Raw genomic sequence first — 19742 nt, 5'->3', positions numbered from 1 at the left:
GTGTGATCGGAAGCGGTTGCCGCGACTAGATGGCAGCCGCTAGATGTCCAAGAAGCGCACGTCTTTCGCGTTCTGCTGGATGAAGGTGCGTCGTTGCTCGACGTCGTCACCCATGAGGGTGGAGAAGACGCTGTCGGCGACCGCCGCGTCTTCGAGCGTGACCTGCAGCAGGGTGCGCGACGCCGGGTTCATCGTCGTATCCCAGAGCTCCTGGTGGTTCATCTCACCGAGGCCCTTGTACCGCTGGATGCCGTTGTCCTTCGGGATGCGCTTGCCGCCGGCGATCCCGGATTCGAGCAGCACATCGCGCTCGCGATCGCTGTACACGTACTCGTGCTCGGCGTTCGTCCACTTGAGGCGATAGAGCGGCGGCTGCGCGAGGTAGACGTAGCCGAGGTCGATGAGCGGGCGCATGTAGCGGAAGAGCAGCGTGAGCAGCAGCGTCGTGATGTGCTGGCCGTCGACGTCGGCATCGGCCATGAGCACGATCTTGTGGTACCGAACCTTGTCGGGGTCGAAGTCTTCCCCGATGCCGGCGCCGAACGCCGTGATCATGGCCTGCACCTCGGCGTTGCCGAGCGCGCGGTCGAGTCGCGCCTTCTCGACGTTGAGGATCTTGCCGCGCAGCGGCAGGATCGCCTGCGTCTCGGGGTTGCGGCCCTGCACGGCGGAGCCGCCGGCCGAGTCGCCCTCGACGATGAAGAGCTCGCTGAGCGAGGGGTCTTTCGATTGGCAGTCTTTGAGCTTGCCGGGCATGCCGCCCGACTCGAGAAGCCCCTTGCGGCGGGTCTGCTCGCGCGCCTTGCGGGCGGCGATGCGCGCGGCCGACGCCTGGAGCGCCTTGCGGATCACGTCTTTCGCCTGCGCGGGGTTGCGCTCGAACCAGTCGGCGAGGTGCTCGCCCGCGACCTTCTGCACGAACGACTTGGCCTCGGTATTGCCGAGCTTGGTCTTCGTCTGGCCCTCGAACTGCGGCTCGCCGAGCTTGATCGAGATCACCGCGGTGAGGCCTTCGCGCACGTCGTCGCCCGAGAGGTTCTCGTCCTTCTCCTTCAGGATTCCCTTGTCGCGCGCGTACTTGTTGACGAGGGTGGTGAGCGCAGCACGGAAACCCTCTTCGTGCGTGCCGCCCTCGTGCGTGTTGATCGTGTTGGCGTAGGTGTGCACCGACTCGGAGTAGGCGTTCGTCCACTGCATGGCGACCTCGAGGGCGATGCGCCGCTCGGTGTCCTCCGACTCGAAGGAGATGATCTCGGGGTGCACGACCTCGATCTTCTTGGCCGAGTTCAAGAACTCGACGTAGTCGACGAGGCCCTTCTCGTAGAGGAACTCCTCCCGCCGCGGAGCGGTGTCGGGAGCGGCGTCGGCGTCGGGCCGCTCGTCGGCGATCGTGATGCGCAGCCCCTTGTTGAGGAACGCCATCTGCTGGAACCGGGTGCGCAGCGTGTCGTAGTCGAACTCGGTCGTCTCGAAGATCTCACCGTTCGGCCAGAACGAGATCGTCGTGCCGGTCTCGTCGGTCGCGGCGCCCTTGGCGAGCGGAGCATCCGGAACACCGTGCTGGTAGGTCTGCGAATAGACGTTGCCCTGTCGGCGCACCTCGACGGCGAGCCGTTCGGAGAGAGCGTTCACGACCGAGCTGCCGACACCGTGCAGACCGCCGGAGACGGCGTAGCCGCCGCCGCCGAACTTCCCACCGGCGTGCAGGATGGTGAGGACGACCTCGACGGTCGACTTCTTCTCGACCGGGTGCTCGTCGACCGGGATGCCGCGCCCGTTATCGACGACACGCACACCCCCATCGGCGAGAAGAGTCACGTGGATGGTGTCGCAATGTCCGGCGAGCGCCTCATCGACCGAGTTGTCGACGATCTCGTACACGAGGTGGTGCAGGCCCCGCGGGCCCGTCGATCCGATGTACATGCCGGGCCGCTTGCGCACCGCCTCGAGGCCTTCGAGCACCTGGATGTCGCCGGCGCCGTAGCTGTGGTCGTTGCGCGGCGTGGGCGTGTTCGGCGTGCTGCCGGAGGACGAGGTGGTCATATGGAATTGCGCTCCCGCCGAGTCGATCGCTGGTGGCCGATCAAGGGGGCATGGATGGCGCCCCGTGTGGCGGGTCCATCCTACCAAGAAAAGGCCTCTGAGAGCCGTCAGAAAGCCCCTCTGGGGAGATATCTCGACTCGGGTGGAGTGATTTGTTTTCGCGCCCCCAGGCGCTCAGCCGTAGGTATCGCGAGGGCCTCGACCGGGAACGGAGCGCGGCCCCCGCTTCCAGCTGGGTGCGCCGGGCCCGCTGAACCGGATGCTCGTCACCTGCGCATCGGGGTACCGACGCAGGATCGTGGTGAGGATCTCGGCACGCATGATGCGCAGCTGGGTCGCCCAGGCGGTCGAATCGCACTGCACCGTGAGCACGCCGTCGTCGATCCCGGCCGGCTCCGAGTGCGCCGCGATATCCGCACCAACCAGCTCCGGCCAGGCGGTGAGCAGTTCGCCGCGTGCGAGAGGCGACGACCAGCCGAGAGACCGGGTCATCGAGTCGAGCACGTCACCGAGACCCGAGGGGTCGCGGCCGAGCCCGAAAGGGGCGGAGTCGCCGGGGATGCGGGTGGCTCGTTTTCGAGCATCCGCGGATCGCATCGCGGGATCGCCGAAGATGCGGCGCAGCCGGCGGTAGACCGCGCTGGCCTCCGATTCCGTCGGTTCCCGCTCGAGCGGGGCGGGCGCGCCGTCGTCGACCGTCACTGCTCCCCCACGATCGTTCCCGCGGAGATCCCGATGCGGGTGGCGGCGAGCCGCTGGGGCACATCCGCGCCGACCGCCGCGGTGATCAGCACCTGCTCGAAATCGCCCACGGCGTCGGCGAGCCGCTCGCGGCGCCCTTCGTCGAGCTCGGCGAACACGTCGTCGAGAATGAGGACCGGGTCGCCCGCGACGGCATCGGCCCGCAGCACCTCGGCAGAAGCGAGCTTGAGAGCCAGGGCGTACGACCAGCTCTCACCGTGGCTCGCGTACCCCCGCGCGGGCAAGCCGTTGAGCTCGAGCACCAGATCGTCGCGATGGGGGCCGACGAGCGTCACCGCGCGATCGAGCTCTGCTCGGCGCCGTTCCGCCACGCGCGCGCGGAACCGTTCGGCCAGATCGCGCGCGACCTGCTCCCGATCGGATCCGGCATCGAGCACGGCGCCGGCCTCGTCCTCCCGGTCGTCATCGAGGTCGGCGTCGATGCTCAGGCGAAGGCTCATCCGCGTGAGGTGGTCATCACCGGCGACCGCGCTATAGGCGCGCGCCACATGCGGTCGCAGCGCGTCGACGAGGTCGGCGCGCGCCATGATCAACTCGGTGCCGAGACTCACGAGCCGTTCATCCCACACATCGAGGGTCGTGAGGCTCTCGATCGGCAACCGCGATGCGCGTGCCGACTTCAAGAGCGAGTTGCGCTGCCGCACCACACGTTCGTAGTCGGAGATGACTCCCGCGAGACGAGGAGTGCGTTGCACGACGAGGGTGTCGAGGAAGCCGCGCCGCACTCCCGGGTCACCCCGCACGAGCGAGAGGTCCTCCGGGGCGAAGATCACGCTCGCGAAGTACCGCGGCAGATCGCGCATCCTCACCGGGGACCCGTTCGCCTGAGCACGATTAGGGGATGCCCGGTTGAGCTCGATCTCGATCACCACGGCCCGGTCATCGTGCTCGACACGCAGCCGGACGATACCGGTATCGGCTCCGAAACGGATCAGCGCGTGATCGCTCGAGACCCGATGCGATGCGGCCGACCCCGCGTAGGCGATCGCTTCGACGAGGTTGGTCTTGCCCTGGCCGTTGCGGCCGACGAACAGCACGGCACCGGGCGCAAGTGCGACATCGGCGCGCGTGTAGTTGCGGAAGTCGAGCAGTGAGAGGTGCGTGACGTGCACGCGCGTCAGCGCAGCAGCAGATTGGGCTGCAGCAGGTAGCGGTAGTTGTCGGTGCCGGGCTGGTCCTTCGACGACTGGCTCGTGATGAGAACCGGGCCCGGTTTGTTGGGGTTGTCGGTCTTCGTGAACGAGATGCGCACGAACTCGCTGTGTACCGCCGACAAGCCGTCGATGAGGAACTGGGGCTTGAGCGACACCGTGGTGTCGCCCCCGGTGAGGTGGGCGTCGATCGTCTCGGAGGCCTGGGCGTTCTCGGAGCCGATGGCCTCGAGCGTGAGACCGTCGTCGGAGAAGCTGTAGCGCAGTGCGGCGTCGCGCTCCAGCACGAGCTGCACCCGTCGAGTCGATTCGATGAGCTCGGCCGTGTTCATGACGGCGTAGTTCTCGACGGTGTCGGGGAACAGACGCTTGACGGGCGGGAAGTTGCCCTTGATCAGCAGCGAGGTGACCGTCTTCTGATCGGCGGAGAACGCGATGAGCTCGCGGTCGCCTCCGCTCACGATCGTGACGGTGACGGTCGCCGCGTGGGCGAAGATCTTGCCGATCTCGCTGAGAGTGCGCGACGGCACGAGCGCGGTGACCCCCTCGGCCACGGCGGACGACTCCCAATCGATCTCGCGGACGGCGACGCGATACCGATCGGTGGCGACGAGCGAGAGGCGGTTGTCGGCGATCTCGAGCTGCACACCGGTGATGACCGGGGTCACGTCATCCCGCGAGGCGGCGACGGCGACCTGGCCGACGGCGTCGGAGAATGCATCGCCCGGCAGCACCCCGCTCGCTCCGTCGACGACGGGAAGGCTCGGGTACTCCTCGACGGGCATGCTCGAGAGGGTGAAGCGGGCAGAGCCGCAGCGCACGGCGATCTTGCCCTCGTCCGTCGTGAACTCGACGGGCGCATTCGGCAGTCGAGAGGCGATCTCGGCGAGGAGTCGGCCGGAGACGAGCACCGTGCCGTCTTCCGTGACGTCGGCGGTGATGGATGTCTGTGCCGAGACCTCGTAGTCGAACGACGAGAGCGTGACGGTCGAGCCCTCGGCGCGCAGTAGCACACCGCTCAGGATCGGCAGGGTGGTGCGCTGCGGGAGCAGCTTGACGGCGAACGACACCGCTTCGCTGAACACGTCGCGATTGACCTGGAACTTCACGCGGCTCCCTCTCGGTCGACCCTGCCCCGGCACCCGGGGCCTTCCATACTGGCACAGCGCGTGTGCGGGCGGTTGCCGGGCTTCGACTCTCCAGAAGTTATCCCTCATCATTCATCTGAAGAAGAAAAGGAACACCATCATTAACCGTTGTTCACAGTGTGGATAACCCCGGTTCTCCCCCGGGATCCTGCTGAACTACACGCGTGCAAGATGTGCACAGACCGGGAGGCGCGGTGGTGCTGCCCGGGGAGAACCCCTCTCAGCGGCGGGGAGCTTTCACACCATCGGCTCGATCCTCAACAGCTCGTCCCCATCCTGAGGCAGAGTTATCCACAGGCTGTCCCCAGTGTGCGAAACGTGCAGTGAAACTGGACGTTCGCTGTGGTGACGCGGAGATCGAGCCCGCTGCCGCGGGCCGGCGATCAGCCGTATCGGTGGTTCTGCTTGATGCGGCTCGTGAGCTCGGTGACCTGGTTGTAGATCGACCGGCGCTCCTTCATGAGGTCGCTGATCTTCTTGTTCGCGTACATCACCGTCGTGTGATCGCGGTTGCCGAACAGCTGCCCGATCTTCGGGAGGGAGAGGTTCGTTAGCTCACGGCAGAGGTACATCGCGATCTGCCGCGCGGTCGCGACGGCTTGCGATCGCGACGAGCCGTACAGGTCGTCGACGGTGAGCTTGAAGTAGGCCGCGGTGTGATTGATGATGTCGACCGGCGCGATGACGTTGTCGTCATCGAGGGTGATGAGGTCTTTCAGCACGGTCTGCACGAGCTGCATGTCGACCGGCGTGCGGTTGAGGTTCGCGAACGCCGTGACACGGATGAGTGTTCCCTCGAGCTCGCGGATGTTGCTCGACACCTTCGACGCGATGTACTCGAGCACGTCATCCCGTACCTGCAGCTTGTCGTTCTGCGCCTTCTTGCGCAGGATCGCGATGCGGGTTTCGAGGTCAGGTGCTTGCACATCGGTGATGAGGCCCCACTCGAACCGGCTCCGCATGCGGTCCTCGAACCCGGTCAAGTGCTTCGGCGGCAGGTCGCTCGTGATGACGACCTGCTTGTTGTGATCGTGCAGTGTGTTGAACGTGTGGAAGAAGGCCTCTTGCGTCGAGTCCTTCCCCTGCAGGAACTGGATGTCGTCGATGAGCAGGATGTCGATCTCGCGGTAGCGCGACTGGAAGAGGCTCGCGCGGTTGTTGGCGATCGAGTTGATGAAGTCGTTCGTGAACTCCTCGCTCGACACGTACCGCACGCGGATTCCCGGGTACAGGCTCTCGGCGTAGTGGCCGATGGCATGCAGCAGGTGGGTCTTGCCGAGGCCCGATTCGCCGTACACGAACAAGGGGTTGTACGCCTTCGCGGGTGCTTCGGCAACGGCGACGGCCGCCGCGTGGGCGAATCGGTTGGAGCCGCCGATGACGAAGTTGTCGAAGCTGTACTTGCCGTTCAGCCGGCTGTCGCCGCGTCGGCCCGAGGCCTCGGTCGGTGCGGGTGCCACCGACTGCTCGATGTACGAGGGGTTCTGCTCCATCGGCTCGGTGCCGGCGTCGAGGCTCTCGTTCTGGATCTCGGGGTTCACGACGATCGCGAAGCTGGAGACGGATTCGCCCGCTGCGGTCGTGAGCGCGCTGAGCAGGGGCAACCGGATGCGCTGCTCGAGCATGCCGCGGGTCAGCTCGTTGGGCACCTCGAGGTAGAGGGTGCCTGCCATGACGCCGCGCGGCTCGACGAGATTGATGAAGCCGTGCAGCTGCGGGGTGATGCGGTCGTCAGCAGTGAGCGCCGCCTTCACCGACTCCCAGAGGTCGTGCGGGGAATCGGTCTCGTCCGGCATCGTGGCGCTCCTCGACTCGTGGGTGCTGATTACGCATCGCTGTGGTGAACAGCGCTGTGGATAAGTCGCCGCAGCGCACCGGGCGGCACGGCGAGAAGACTGACGCCTACTGTAATCCGGCCCGGCGCGTCGTTACCAACGCTCTGTGCACACGGTGTGGATAATGCCGATCCGCACCCGTGTGGTTTGACCGGGGAGGGGCCGGGACCTATTGTTAACCGGTTGACTTCTGTCCGGACCTGAATCGCAGCGATCGGACATCCCTGTTCCGTCGTCGCTGGCCCCTCGGGGGCCGAGGAGAGAACCATGACCAAGCGCACCTTCCAGCCGAACAACCGCCGTCGCGCGAAGGTTCACGGCTTCCGTCTGCGCATGCGCACCCGCGCCGGCCGCGCCATCCTCGCTGCGCGCCGCCGCAAGGGCCGCACCGAACTCTCCGCCTAAGCACTGCGGTGCTCCCGCGAGCACACCGGGTGGTCCGGGGCGATGACTTCCGGAAGGCAGTGCGTCGAGGTCGTCGCACACAGACGCCGCACGCCGTGCTCTACCGCCTGAGCGTCGAGGAGGGCGGTCCGCGGTTCGGTGTCGTCGTCTCGAAGCAGGTCGGCGGCGCTGTCGTCCGCAATCGCCTCCGCCGCCGCATCCACGCGATCTGCGCGGGCGCGCTGGGGTCGGTCCCCGAGACCGACCTGATCGTCATCCGCCCGCTCCCGGGTGCGGACATGGTCTCGTGGGATACCCTGCGGGCGGAGATCGGCGACGGATTGCGACGGGCGGTGGCGGCATCATGAACGAGTCGCTCGTGCGCGCAGTCCGCGTCATCGGGCTCATCCCCCGCAATGTCGTGGTGCTCGTTCTGCGCGGATACCGCGCGGTGATCTCCCCGCTCTACGGCGACGTGTGCCGCTACTACCCCAGCTGCTCCGCCTACGCCCTCGGCTCGGTGCAGGAGCATGGTGTCATCAAGGGCGGCTGGCTGGCGTCGCGCCGTCTGGCCCGGTGCCACCCGTGGGCCGAGGGCGGGATCGATGACTGGCCCGTCGCTGAGAACTCCCCCTACCGCCGAACCCGCTGGGGCCTGATCGTGCTCGAGAGAAAGGCATAACCCGCCACCATGGACATCTTCGCCATCATCCTCTGGCCCATCAAGTGGGCCATCGAGGCGATCCTCGTGGGGTTCCACACCCTCTTCACCGCGATGGGCCTCGAGAGCGAGGCCGGTCTCACCTGGGTGCTGTCGATCGCCGGTCTCGTCGTCGTGGTGCGTGCGGCCCTGATCCCCATCTTCGTGCGGCAGATCAAGAACCAGCGCAAGATGCTCGAGATCTCTCCCGAGCTCAAGAAGATCCAGGACAAGTACAAGGGCAAGCGCGACCAGTTCTCGCGCGAAGCCATGTCGCGCGACACCATGGCGCTGTACAAGAAGCACGGCACCAACCCGTTGTCGTCGTGCTTGCCGATCCTGCTGCAGATGCCGATCTTCTTCGGCCTCTTCTCCGTGCTCAACAGCTCGTTCAACGGATTCACCGGAGTCGGTCTGCTCAACGAGCAGCTGTCTCGCGAGTTCGGCCGCGCGACCCTCTTCGGCATCGCCCCCCTGGGCTCGACGATGGTCAACAACGACGGCAACGTCTGGGTCATCGTGATCGCCGCGGTGCTCATCGTTCTCATGACGGCGTCGCAGTTCATCACGCAGCTGCAGATCATGTCGAAGAACCAGAGCCCCGAGATGAAGGCGTCGCCGATGTACCGGCAGCAGCGCATCCTTCTCTACATCCTTCCCGTCGTGTTCCTCTTCTCGGGCGTCGCGTTCCCTCTCGGCGTGATGTTCTACTGGTTCGTCTCCAACATCTGGACGATGGTTCAGCAGTTCATCGTCATCCGGAACATGCCGACTCCGGGCAGTGATGCCGCCCTCGCGCGCGAGGCCCGCCTGGCCAAGAAGCGCCAGCGCCGCGGCATCGTCGAGCCGCTGGACGAGGCGGAGGGCACGACCGCTGTCGAGGAACCCAAGAAGACCCAGCGCCCGCAGCCCGTGAGCAAGAACCGGGCGAAGAAGAAGGGTGGTCGATAGACCATGACCGACATCACCGAACCCCTGCTCGACGAAGCGGCCGCTGCCACGGACGCCGCGTCCGCCCAGCCTGATGAGGGCGATATCGCGGCCGACTACCTCGAGGAGCTCCTCGACCTCGCCGATCTCGATGGCGACATCGAGATCGCGACGCGCGCCGGTCGGGTCTACCTCTCCATCGAGGCCGATGAGCCGGATGCCCTCCGCACGCTCTCGAAGCCGGACACCGTCTCGGCGCTACAGGAGCTCACCCGTCTCGCGGTGCATGCGCGAACGGGCGAGTTCTCACGCCTCATCCTCGACATCGCCGGTTCGCGGGATGCGCGTGCCGACGAGCTCCAGCGCCTCGTAGACCGGGCGGTCGAGCGCATCGAGGCCGGCGCATCGTCGGCAGCCCTCCCGCCGATGTCGAGCTACGAGCGGAAGCTCGTGCACGACCTCGTGGGCGAGCGCGGCTTCACCTCCGAGTCGGAGGGCGAGGGCGCCGAGCGCCACACCGTCATCCGTCGTGGCTGAGGACGATCGCACCGTTTCACGTGAAACATCGCCCGTGACGCGGGCGGTCCCCGCGACTCCCCCGGTCGTCGAGGCCGAGCCGGCGGCTGCCGCCGCTGTCTTCGGCGATCGGCTGGATCTCGCCCGGCGCTTCACGTCCGACCTCGCGCAGTATGGCGAGCAGCTCGGGCTTATCGGGCCGCTCGAGGCGGCCCGGCTGTGGTCACGGCACATCATCAACTCGGGCGTCGTGGCGCCCTACCTGCACCCCGGTGCCCGGGTGGCCGACGTGGGCAGCGGCGCCGGCCTTCCCGGCCTCGTGCTCGCGATCGCGCGCCCCGATGTGCACCTCACGCTCATCGAGCCGATGGAGCGCCGTACCGACTGGTTGCGCGACGAGACCGAGCGCCTCGGCCTGAACAACGTGACGGTGCTGCGCGCTCGGGCGGAAGAAGCGACCGGGCCGTTCGACCAGGTGACCGCGCGCGCCGTGAGCGCACTGCGCACGCTCGTGCCCATCACGGCTCCCCTCGTACGCGACGGCGGCGAGCTGATCTTCCTCAAGGGTGCGCGGATCGCGGAGGAGATCACCGCGGCCGCGGGCGTGCTGCGCCGATACCGCGTCCGCGACGTCGAGGTGCTCGAGCTGGGTGCGGGGCTCGTGCCCGAAGTGACCCGTCTGTTTCGGGCTACAGTAGGCGGGGCATCCTGACGCCTGCGCGGTTCATCACCGCGGCGGGGATCGCCCAGGGGCGCTGTCGGACGGCGCCCGTTTCACGTGAAACATTCGAGCGGGAGGCTCATCAGTGACGACCGAGGGACCGTACGACGAGACCACGCCGCTGGCGCGGGAGGTCGCCGAGATCACTCGGCGCCGCATCGCTCTCGAGGCCACCCGCCTGCCGTTGCCGGCGGCGACTCGGGTCGTCACCGTGTCGAACCAGAAGGGCGGCGTCGGCAAGACGACGACGACCGTCAACCTCGCGGCGGCGCTCGCACGCTCGGGTGCGCGAGTGCTCGTCATCGATCTCGACCCTCAGGGCAACGCCTCGACCGCGCTCGGGGTCGAGCACCGCGCGGAGACCCCGAGCGTCTACGACGTCGTCGTGGGCGACTCCCCCCTCGCCGACGTCGTGCAGAAGAGCCCCGAGTTCGAGCACCTCTACTGCGTGCCCGCGACGATCCATCTGGCGGGCGCCGAGATCGAGCTGGTGTCGCTCGTGGCGCGCGAGCAGCGGTTGCGCACGGCGCTCGACGCCTTCCTCGCCGCGAGCGACGAGCCCTTCCACTACGTCTTCATCGACTGCCCGCCGTCGCTCGGCCTGCTCACCATCAATGCCTTCGTCGCGGCGCGCGAGGTGCTCATCCCCATCCAGTGCGAGTACTACGCGCTCGAGGGTCTCAGCCAGCTGCTCAACAGCATCCAGCTCATCGAACGCCACCTGAACCCGCAGCTGCGCGTCTCGACGATTCTGCTGACCATGTACGACTCGCGCACCAATCTCGCCAACCAGGTCGTGCAAGACGTTCGCGAGCACTTCCCCGACCAGGTGCTCGACACCCTCATCCCCCGCTCGGTGCGCATCAGCGAAGCGCCGAGCTACGGCCAGAGCGTGATCAGCTACGACGAGGGCTCCCCGGGCTCGCTCTCGTACCTCGAGGCCGCCGCCGAGATCGCCCGCCGAGGAGAGGCCGCCTGATGGCGCAGAAGCGCACCGGACTGGGCCGCGGTATCGGCGCCCTCATCCCTACGGGCGATGGCGAACGCCCCGTCGACGTCTTCTTCCCCTCTCCGGCCCCGACCGAGGGCGAGCAGCTCGCCGCAGTTCCCGGAGCTCGTCTCGCCGCGATCGCGCCGAGCGACATCGTGCCGAACCCGCAGCAGCCCCGCACCGAGTTCCGCGAGGAGGAGCTCGCCGAGCTCGTTCACTCCGTCCGCGAGTTCGGGGTGCTGCAGCCCATCGTCGTGCGCGAGCGCGCCGGAGCTCAGCCGGGTGAGCCCGCCTATGAGCTCATCATGGGCGAGCGGCGGTTGCGGGCATCCACGATCGCGGGTCTCGAGGCGATCCCCGCGATCGTGCGCAACACGAGCGATGACAACATGCTGCGGGATGCTCTGCTCGAGAACCTCCACCGGGCGCAGCTCAACGCGCTGGAGGAGGCGAGCGCCTACCAGCAGCTGCTGGAAGACTTCGGCATCACGCAGGAGGTGCTCGCCGAGCGGCTCGGACGGTCGCGCCCCCAGATCACGAACACCCTGCGCCTGCTCAAGCTGCCGCAGCCGGTGCAGGCGCGCGTCGCTGCGGGCGTGCTGACTCCCGGCCACGCGCGGGCCATCCTCGCCGCGGGCAGCCCGGCGGCCATGCTCAAGCTGTCGGACAAGATCGTGAACGAAGAGCTGTCGGTGCGGCAGGCTGAGGCCGCCGCCGCTCTCCTGAGCGGTTCTGCGCCGGGGTCGACGGCTGCGAAGAAGCCGGCGGCCGGCTCGAAGCAGGGCCAGCTCAATGAGATCGCGGAGCGTCTCGGCGACCGTCTGAACACGCGGGTCTCGATCTCGCTGGGCCAGAAGAAGGGCTCGCTCGTCATCGACTTCGCGACGGTGGCCGACCTCAACCGCATTCTCGGCGAGCTCGGCGACGACGGCTTCCGCTGAGCCGGTGCGTCGTCGCGGCCGCTAGCGCTGGGAGTCGCGCACGGCCGCCTGCGCCAGCTCGGCGTAGACCCAGCCCACGTCGTGGCCCGCGGCTTCGAGTGCGAGGGCGAATGTCGAGGTCTCGGTGAGCCCCGGCATGACGCTCGCCTCGAGGAACCACGGGGTGCCGGCGCCGTCGATGATGAGATCGATGCGGCTGATGTGCCGCAGGCCGAGTGCGCGATGCGCGGCGAGGGCGACCTCGGTGGCGCGAGCCGCTGTGGCGTCATCGATGCGCGCGGGGGCGTAGAACCGCGTCTCCCCCGCGTTGTAGCGCGCCTCGAAGCCGTAGACGCCCGAGAGCGGCTCGATCTCGACGGCGGGCAGAGCGACCGGGCCATCGCCCGTGTCGATGATGCCGATCGCCACCTCGACGCCCGTGATGCGCTGCTCGATGAGGGCGACATCGCAGTAGGTGTAGGCGAGCACCATCGCGCGGCGCAGCTCGTCGTCGGTCTCGACGAGGCTGACGCCCTGAGCGGAGCCGCCCTGTGCAGGCTTGACCGCGACGGGCGGCGGTAGCTCGCCGCGCACGACGGCCAGCACGCTCTCGGCGCCGAGCTCGCGGAACGCGTCGCGCGTGAGGGCGATCGAGTGCGGTGTGGGCACGCCCGCGCGTTCGACGATGGTCTTCGCGCGCGGCTTGTCCCACGCGAGGCGCGTCGAGCTCGCCGGAGACCCGACGTAGGGCAGCCCCAAGAACTCCAGGAGCGCTCGCAACGCGCCGTCCTCCCCGCTCGCACCGTGCAGCGTCGGCCAGACGACATCGGGGCGGTCGGCGAGCAGCGCGGGAAGCAGAGCGGCGTCGGGGTCGAGAAGCGTCACCTCGAGGCCGTGCGCGGCGAGACCGTCGGCCACGCGGCGCCCCGACTTGAGCGAGATATCGCGCTCGTGCGAGATGCCCCCGGCGAGCACCACGACCCGGCGGGCCGGAGATGCCCCGGTGACGCCGGTCATCGGAGCGGCATCCATGCTCATGAGAGGTTCGGCGGCGGGCTCGCCACGTGGGGGTCGTAGGCGACCGCCGGGATGGGCCCGGTGGTGGCGAAGGTCTCGAGCAGCTCCTGCTCGCCGCGCACGACCGTCGCGAGGCGTCGGATGCCCTCGCGGATCTCGGCGGGCGGCGGGTAGCAGAAGGCGAGGCGCAGGTTGGCGCGGCCCGAGCCGTCGGCGAAGAAGGCGGTGCCGGGGGTGTAGGCGACGAGCTCTTTCACTGCGCGCGGCAGCATGGCCTTCGCGTCGAGCCCCTCGGTGAGGTTCACCCAGACGTAGAAGCCGCCGTTCGGGATCGTCCAGCTCAGGTCGGGCAGGTACTGCTCGAGGGCGTCGATCATCGCGTCGCGGCGATCGCGGTAGAGCGAGCGGAAGACATCGATCTGCCCGCGCCAATCGGCGCGGTCGAGGTAGTCGCTGATGACCATCTGGTTGAGCGAGCTGGGGCTGAGGATGGCCGCCTCGGCCGCGAGCACGAGCTTCTCGCGGATCGCGTGCGGGGCGAGCGCCCACCCCACGCGGAAGCCGGGGGCGAGGGTCTTCGAGAACGAGCCGAGGTACACGATGCCGTCGGTCTCGACGCTGCGCATGGCCGCGGGAGCCGGACGATCGAACCAGAGCAACCCATAAGGGTTGTCTTCGAGGATCAGGATGCCCTCCGAGCGGGCGATATCGATGATCTCGAGCCGGCGCTCGCTCGAGAGCGTCACCCCTGCAGGGTTGTGGAAGTTCGGGATCAGATAGAGCAGCTTGAGCTGCTTGCCGGCCGCTCGGAGCGATCGGATGCGCTCGGTGAGCGCCGCGGGGATCATGCCGTCGGCATCCATCGCGATGTGCGCCACCTCGGCCTGGTACGACCGGAAGATTCCCATGGCGCCGACGTAGGAGGGCGACTCGGCGAGCACCACGTCGCCGGGATCGAGGAACAGCTTGGCGACGAGGTCGAGGGCCTGCTGCGAGCCCGTCGTGACGACGACATCGTCGACGCCCGCGCGGATACCCTCCAGCGCCATGATCTCGAGGATGTGCTCCCGCAGCTCGGGCGTGCCCTGCCCCGAGCCGTACTGCAGCGCCGAGGCCCCCCGATCGCGCATAACGCGGTCCATCGACGAGGTGATGGTCTCGAGCGGCAGGGCGGAGACGTAGGGCATGCCCCCGGCGAGCGAGACGACCTCGGGGCGTGAGGCGACCGCGAACAGCGCGCGCACTTCAGAGGCGCTGAGGCCCGAAGTGCGGGCCGCGTAGTGCCCGTACCAGGGGTCGAGGTTCGTACCCTCGCGGGAGATCGTCATGCTGTGCCCTTGTTCGCTGGTTGACGTGCCGCCGGTGCGGAGCGACGCGGCGGCCGATCCCCCAGAGCACGTGCGATCAAGAATACGGGCCGAACGCCCAGAAGCCCGCCCCCGCATCGGGGGACGGGCTTCTCAGCAGAGCCTGCTCAGGCCAGGAACTCGGCCAGGTCGGCTTCGAGAGCGGGCTTCGGCTTCGCGCCGATGACCGTCTTCACGACCTCGCCGCCGCGGAAGACCTTCATCGCGGGGATCGAGGTGATCTGGTACTTCATGGCCGTCTCGGGGTTGGCGTCGACGTCGAGCTTGACGATCTCGAGCTTGTCGGGGTGCTCGGCCGCGATCGCGTCGAGGATCGGCGAGACGGCACGGCACGGGCCGCACCACTCCGCCCAGAAGTCGACCATGATCGTCTTCTCGTTCTTCAGCACCTCGGCCTCGAAAGTGGCGTCGGTCACAGCGCGCGTGCTCATGGGTTCTCCTTGATTCAGGTGGTCGGATCAGGCCGACGCAGCGGCCGCGGCGCGGCTCGCGTCGTGAACGGTCTCGAGGTAGTGCTGGGCGTCGAGCGCGGCGACCGTGCCGCTGCCCGCCGCGGTGATCGCCTGCTTGTAGGTCGGGTCGACCACGTCACCCGCCGCGAAGACGCCCTCGACGCTCGTGCGCGACGAGCGGCCATCCACGGCGATGGTGCCCTGCTCGGTGAGCTCGAGCACGCCGTGCACGAGGTGGGTTCGCGGGTCGGCGCCGATCGCGACGAACACGCCCTGCACGTCGAGAGTGCTCTGCTCGCCCGTGACGGTGTCGACGAGGCCGATGCCCGTCACGAGGTCGGCGCCGAAGATCTGCTCGACGCGCGTGTTCATGACGAACTCGATCTTCTCGTCGGCCTTCGCGCGATCGAGCATGGCCGCCGAGGCTCGGAAGCTCTCGCTGCGGTGGATGAGATACACCTTGTCGACGAATCGAGTGAGGAACGTGGCCTCCTCCATCGCCGAGTCGCCGCCGCCGATCACCGCGACCGTCTTCTGGCGGAAGAACGCGCCGTCGCACGTCGCGCACCACGAGACGCCGTAGCCGCTCAGGCGCTCCTCGTCGGGCAGCCCGAGCTTGCGGTAGGCCGAGCCCGTCGCGTAGATGATGGCGTGAGCTTCGTGGCGATCACCGTTGCCGAGCGTCACGGCCTTGACCGGGCCCTCGAGCTCGAGCGACACGACATCGTCGTAGACGATCTCAGCACCGAAGCGCTCTGCCTGCTGCTGCATGCGGGTCATGAGCTCGGGGCCCATGATGCCCTCGGGGAAACCGGGAAAGTTCTCAACCTCGGTCGTCTTCATGAGCTCGCCGCCGAACTCGACCGAGCTCGCGATGACGAGGGGGGAGAGGTTGGCGCGGGCGGCGTAGATCGCGGCCGTGTAGCCCGCGGGGCCGGAGCCGATGATGATGACGTGGCGCATGGGATTCCTCACGATGTGGTCTGCCGGGCGTGCAACCCCCGACACGATCAGTAACCCAGCATAGGCCGCGGCTATTCCGTCCCCGGGGGAGTTCACGGGCCGTTCATCGGCCGAGACGGCCGCGCGCGAGCGCGAGCGCTGCGGTCGCCTCGGGCACCCGCATGGCGAGCAGCGCCCCCGCGTAGACCGCGATCATCGGCAGCCCGATGATCGCGATGCTGGCGGCTGCGCCGCCGACTGTGTCGCGGGCGAATCCGGTCTCGCCGACGGTGCCGAGTGACCACCCGATGAGCAGACCGACGAGCAGGGCGGCCGCCCCGGCGACGAGGAACTGGGTGGTGCGTCGGGCGATGAGGGCCGCATCCAGTGAGCCAACGCGTCGACGCAGCGCGACCCCGCCGATGATCATTTGGAAGAACGCGGCCGCGGAGGTTACGAGACCGATGCCCGGCACGATCCAGGCGACGGGCAGCAGGCTGCAGAACAGGGCGCCGATGATGAAGAACAGAGTGTGGGCCGCCTGCAGCCAGAAGGCCGTGCGCGTGTCATCGATCGCGTAGAACACCCGTTGCATGACGAAGTACACGCTGAACGGCACGAGGCCCACGACGAAGGCGATGAGCACGATCGCGATCTGGTCGATCGCCGTCGCGTCGAACACGCGACCGAACGGCACGGCGACGGCGATGAGACCGACCGTCGCGAGGGTCATGAAGAGGCTCGTGATCCGGATAGCTTCGTTCGTGTCGACGCGCACCGACTCGCGGTCGCCATCGCGCGCGTGGGTGCTCATACGCGTGAGGTAAGCGGTGACGAGCGAGACGACCACTACCGAGTGCGGCAGCATGAAGAGCAACCAGGCGGTGCGCATCACCATCAGCGAGGCGTCATCATCTGTCGCCGCGATCGACGCGACGCGCGTCTGCACGATGCCGCCCGCCTGCATCACGATGATCATCGCGAACACCCAGCCGGAGGCTCGGCCCGTGGCGCCCAGGCCCGCTCCGCGCCAACGGAAATCGGGGCGGTAGCGCAGTCCGGCGCGGCGCCAGAACAGCACGAGCACAAACGCCTGTGCGGCTACGCCGAGGGTGGCCGTGCCGCCCAGCACCGCGACCATGGCGGGGGTCCAGGCTGTCGCGTCTCTCACGTCGGCATCGAAGAGCAGCCCGAAGGCGATCATGCCCGCGATGGCCACGACGTTGTTGATGGCGGGCGCCCAGGTAAACGGCCCGAAGACGCGACGTGCGTTGAGCACCTCGCCGAAGAGCGTGTACAGGGCGTAGAAGAGAACTTGCGGCAGGCACCAGTAAGCGAACATGACGGCGAGAGAGATCTCATCGGGCGTGAACCCGCCTTCGCCCGAACCGTCGGCCGAGACCGTGTACACGCTGACGAGCAGGGGTGCCGCGAGGGTCGCGAGCACTCCCGCGACGAGGAACACCGTGATTCCGATCGTCACGAGTCGATTGATGAAGCGCTGTCCGCCGTCGTCGTCGACGCTTGCGCGCACGATCTGCGGCACCAGAACGGCGCTCAGCACACCGCCGGCGACGATCGCGTAGATGTTGTTGGGCAACTGGTTGGCGAGCGCGAAGGTGTTGGCCCCAGAGCCGGTTGCGCCGATAGTCGTGGTGAGCATGACAGCGCTGACGAACCCGAGCACGCGCGACACGATGGTGCCCGAGGCGAGCATGAGGCTCGCGCGGCGGATACTGCCGTCGCCGGTCGTCGTCACGCCTCCTCCGCCCGGCGCCGTCGGCGCTTGCGAATGTCGCGGGTGATGCCCACGGTGAGCAGGAGCACGAGCGCGATGGCCACGGCGATTGTGCCGGCCGTCTCCCACCCGGCCTGCAGGTTGAGTGCCACGCGGGTCGGCGAGCCGATGACGCGGCTCTCGGAATCTCGCACTGTCACGGTGATGTCGACCTGCCCGTTGGTCAGCGATTCGACGGGCACGAGCGCTCGCGTCTGCGACTGCGGCTCGACGAGTGTCTCGACGCGCGAGTCAACGACGCGCAGCTGGGCGGTGTCGGGCTCGACCCGCACGAACACCCGCACCGCGACATTGAGATCGTTCTGTACGGTGACCGGCAGTGACGCGCGGTCGGCAAGCAGGGTGATCGCACTGCTCTCGACCACCTGCACCGACGACCGGAGCGCTACCGAGGAGGACACGAACCGCTGCAGCGCCTCGACGGACCGCTCGCCCCAGCCCAGGGAGAGAGCGGCGAGCAGCTCGAGACGACGAACATCGGTGATGGCCTCGGGGGTGACCGCGATGGTCGCGAACAGCCGGTCGTCGGCTTCTGCCGTCAGTGCCGCGCGGATCTCGTCGGCACGCTCGGGGTCGAGCGCTCGCTCGATGATCGCGCCGTCGACCGCGGGGCGGGCGAGCACCTCGGAGGCGGAGGTTCCCGTCGACCAGGGCAGGGCCACCGTCTGGGCGATCGTGTCGAGCAGGCGGTCGGAGCCGGCCAGGCGATCGCGTCCGAGCGCGATGAGGGCCGGGATGCCCGGCTGACCCTCAGCGCTCGCGGCGAGCAGTGCCGAGACGCGGGCCATCGCCCGATCGAAGCGCTGCTGCGAGACCGCGAGGCTGGCGTCGCGCGCCGCCGCGGAGAGCGCGTCATCCGCACGCAGCACGCGCACATCGGAGAGCTGCTGCACCGGATCGTCGTCAGCGAGCGATGAGCCCGGCGCGATGAGCACCGACGTGCCCTGCTCGGCGAGCACGGCGATGCTGTCGGCGGTGATCGCGCCGGACTCCGCCCAGGCTAGGCCCGCGATCGTGGTCGGCCAGGCGGAGAGCTCGTCGAGCGTGATCGACTGCTCGGGCGTGGGGCTGGGGCTCGGCGTCGCGTCGCCCTCGGTGCTGCCCGCGGTCGGCACGCCGGCGCCTTCCGGCAACGGCAGCGGGATCGACGCGGCTGAGATCGTCGCCACCGGATCAGCGTCAGCCCACGGCAGCAGCACGCTGTCGTTGGGCGCGGCCTCCAGCCGCGCGAGGAAGGCGACCGCTGACGCAGGCGCCTGATCGCCCAGCAGGCGGATCGAGGCGATGATGCGCGGGTCGATCGCGAGCAGCACCGGCCGGCCCGCCACGGCGTCGAGCGTGCGGCTGAGAGCTCCGGCCTCCCCGGTGTACCGCTCGAGCTGCTCGGCGGAGAGGACGGCGGCGGTCTCGCCGGGGGTGGTGATCGCGGCGACGAAGGTCGTGCTCGCGATGGGCACAGCCGCCGTGTCGGGAACCCAGACGACGGCGGTGCGATCGGTCACGACGGTGAGGCCGCCGCCCGTCTCGCCAGCCTCTGCACGCACGCTCGCGAGCCGCGGGCCGAAGGAGCCGCTCAGCACGGTGTCGCTCACGGGCACGATGAGATCGAGCACCGCGCTCGCACCCGGGTCGAGCGACGAGAGCGTGGCGGCGGCGACCGCGCGACCCTCGGAGCCGTCCTCGCCGCCGTCCGTTCCGGCCTCGAACCAGGCGGAGAGCTCGGCGGGGTCGACCGAGCGCGCACCGTCGATCGCGAGGGTGAGAGCGATCTCGCCCGTCGGCTGTCGGCTCGGGTTGCTGACGGTGACCCGGACGCTCAGGGGCTCGCCGGGGCGCACGACGCCGGTCGCCGAGGGGGCCGCGACGACATCGAGGGCGACCCCGTCGGTGTCGTCGGTCGTGACCGAGCGGGCGGCATCCGCCACCCCGGCCGCAGCGAGGGGATCGAGCAGGAGCCCGGCCCCGAGGGCGAGAGCGGTCAGGGCGGTGGCGAGCGTGCGGAGGGTCGGGCCGAGCGCGCGACGACCGCTTCGTTCCCGCTCGGCCGACATGGGGGAAGTCTAGA

19 protein-coding genes are annotated in these 19742 nt (G+C 68.4%); 8 read left to right on the top strand and 11 right to left on the bottom strand.

What is annotated here, in order from left to right; genetic code table 11:
* Positions 1–39 precede the first annotated feature (39 nt).
* The 5 genes from gyrB to dnaA all read right to left on the bottom strand — a co-directional run bounded on the left by gyrB (position 40) and on the right by dnaA (position 6900).
* Complete coding sequence (gene gyrB, locus ACTIE9_RS07660) at positions 40–2043, bottom strand: DNA topoisomerase (ATP-hydrolyzing) subunit B (RefSeq protein ID WP_439564988.1); 2004 nt, start codon at positions 2041–2043, stop codon at positions 40–42.
* 174 nt (positions 2044–2217) lie between these two features.
* Positions 2218–2745 (bottom strand): DUF721 domain-containing protein, encoded by a 528-nt coding sequence (locus ACTIE9_RS07655; RefSeq protein WP_439564987.1) that lies wholly within the window; start codon positions 2743–2745, stop codon positions 2218–2220.
* Positions 2742–3917 (bottom strand): DNA replication/repair protein RecF, encoded by a 1176-nt coding sequence (recF, locus tag ACTIE9_RS07650; RefSeq protein ID WP_439564986.1) that lies wholly within the window; start codon positions 3915–3917, stop codon positions 2742–2744. The genes ACTIE9_RS07655 and recF overlap by 4 nt, the downstream gene beginning before the upstream one ends.
* Positions 3918–3922: 5 nt before the next feature.
* Positions 3923–5065, bottom strand: a complete 1143-nt coding sequence (gene dnaN, locus ACTIE9_RS07645; protein WP_439564985.1) for a DNA polymerase III subunit beta — start codon at positions 5063–5065, stop codon at positions 3923–3925.
* Between the two features lie 422 nt (positions 5066–5487).
* The gene (gene dnaA / locus ACTIE9_RS07640) at positions 5488–6900 is read right to left on the bottom strand and encodes a chromosomal replication initiator protein DnaA (protein WP_439564984.1); all 1413 of its coding nucleotides are present in this window, start codon (positions 6898–6900) and stop codon (positions 5488–5490) included.
* Between the two features lie 306 nt (positions 6901–7206).
* Here dnaA and rpmH point away from each other — a divergent pair, with 306 nt between their 5' ends.
* The 8 genes from rpmH (at position 7207) to ACTIE9_RS07600 (ending at position 12122) form a co-directional block, all read left to right on the top strand.
* A complete protein-coding gene (gene rpmH, locus ACTIE9_RS07635) occupies positions 7207–7344 on the top strand; it encodes a 50S ribosomal protein L34 (protein ID WP_199224450.1) in 138 nt (45 codons plus the stop codon).
* 8 nt (positions 7345–7352) lie between these two features.
* Positions 7353–7691, top strand: a complete 339-nt coding sequence (gene rnpA, locus ACTIE9_RS07630) for a ribonuclease P protein component (RefSeq protein ID WP_439564983.1) — start codon at positions 7353–7355, stop codon at positions 7689–7691.
* Between the two features lie 11 nt (positions 7692–7702).
* A complete protein-coding gene (gene yidD, locus ACTIE9_RS07625; protein ID WP_439564982.1) occupies positions 7703–8005 on the top strand; it encodes a membrane protein insertion efficiency factor YidD in 303 nt (100 codons plus the stop codon).
* A gap of 9 nt (positions 8006–8014) precedes the next feature.
* Positions 8015–8974, top strand: a complete 960-nt coding sequence (gene yidC / locus ACTIE9_RS07620; RefSeq protein WP_439564981.1) for a membrane protein insertase YidC — start codon at positions 8015–8017, stop codon at positions 8972–8974.
* Between the two features lie 3 nt (positions 8975–8977).
* Positions 8978–9490, top strand: a complete 513-nt coding sequence (locus tag ACTIE9_RS07615) for a protein jag (RefSeq protein WP_439564980.1) — start codon at positions 8978–8980, stop codon at positions 9488–9490.
* A 34-nt stretch (positions 9491–9524) separates the two neighbouring features.
* Positions 9525–10181 carry a 16S rRNA (guanine(527)-N(7))-methyltransferase RsmG gene (gene rsmG, locus ACTIE9_RS07610; RefSeq protein ID WP_439564979.1) on the top strand — a complete coding sequence of 219 codons (657 nt, stop codon included), beginning with the start codon at positions 9525–9527 and terminating at the stop codon, positions 10179–10181.
* A 94-nt stretch (positions 10182–10275) separates the two neighbouring features.
* Positions 10276–11169, top strand: a complete 894-nt coding sequence (locus ACTIE9_RS07605) for a ParA family protein (protein ID WP_439564978.1) — start codon at positions 10276–10278, stop codon at positions 11167–11169.
* Positions 11169–12122 carry a ParB/RepB/Spo0J family partition protein gene (locus ACTIE9_RS07600; protein WP_439564977.1) on the top strand — a complete coding sequence of 318 codons (954 nt, stop codon included), beginning with the start codon at positions 11169–11171 and terminating at the stop codon, positions 12120–12122. Before ACTIE9_RS07605 ends, ACTIE9_RS07600 begins: the two co-directional genes overlap by 1 nt.
* Before the next feature lie 21 nt (positions 12123–12143).
* On the opposite strand, the gene ACTIE9_RS07595 is transcribed toward ACTIE9_RS07600, so the two are convergent.
* From ACTIE9_RS07595 to ACTIE9_RS07570, 6 genes are all read right to left on the bottom strand, one after another.
* A complete protein-coding gene (locus tag ACTIE9_RS07595) occupies positions 12144–13133 on the bottom strand; it encodes a D-alanine--D-alanine ligase family protein (protein WP_439564976.1) in 990 nt (329 codons plus the stop codon).
* A 2-nt stretch (positions 13134–13135) separates the two neighbouring features.
* The gene (locus tag ACTIE9_RS07590; protein ID WP_439564975.1) at positions 13136–14446 is read right to left on the bottom strand and encodes a PLP-dependent aminotransferase family protein; all 1311 of its coding nucleotides are present in this window, start codon (positions 14444–14446) and stop codon (positions 13136–13138) included.
* A gap of 146 nt (positions 14447–14592) precedes the next feature.
* Entirely contained in the window at positions 14593–14916 is a 324-nt protein-coding gene (gene trxA / locus ACTIE9_RS07585; RefSeq protein WP_439564974.1) for a thioredoxin, read from the bottom strand.
* A 27-nt stretch (positions 14917–14943) separates the two neighbouring features.
* Positions 14944–15900 carry a thioredoxin-disulfide reductase gene (gene trxB / locus ACTIE9_RS07580; protein WP_439564973.1) on the bottom strand — a complete coding sequence of 319 codons (957 nt, stop codon included), beginning with the start codon at positions 15898–15900 and terminating at the stop codon, positions 14944–14946.
* 103 nt (positions 15901–16003) lie between these two features.
* On the bottom strand, positions 16004–17638 hold the full coding sequence (murJ, locus tag ACTIE9_RS07575; RefSeq protein WP_439564972.1) for a murein biosynthesis integral membrane protein MurJ: 1635 nt from the start codon (positions 17636–17638) through the stop codon (positions 16004–16006).
* Positions 17635–19728: a DUF6049 family protein gene (locus tag ACTIE9_RS07570; RefSeq protein ID WP_439564971.1), complete on the bottom strand. Its 2094-nt coding sequence runs from the start codon at positions 19726–19728 to the stop codon at positions 17635–17637. Before ACTIE9_RS07570 ends, murJ begins: the two co-directional genes overlap by 4 nt.
* Positions 19729–19742 lie beyond the last annotated feature (14 nt).

This window comes from Microcella sp. (assembly GCF_051860105.1).
Classification (GTDB): Bacteria; Actinomycetota; Actinomycetes; order Actinomycetales; family Microbacteriaceae; genus Microcella.
This window is presented reverse-complemented; position numbering and strand designations above follow the sequence as displayed.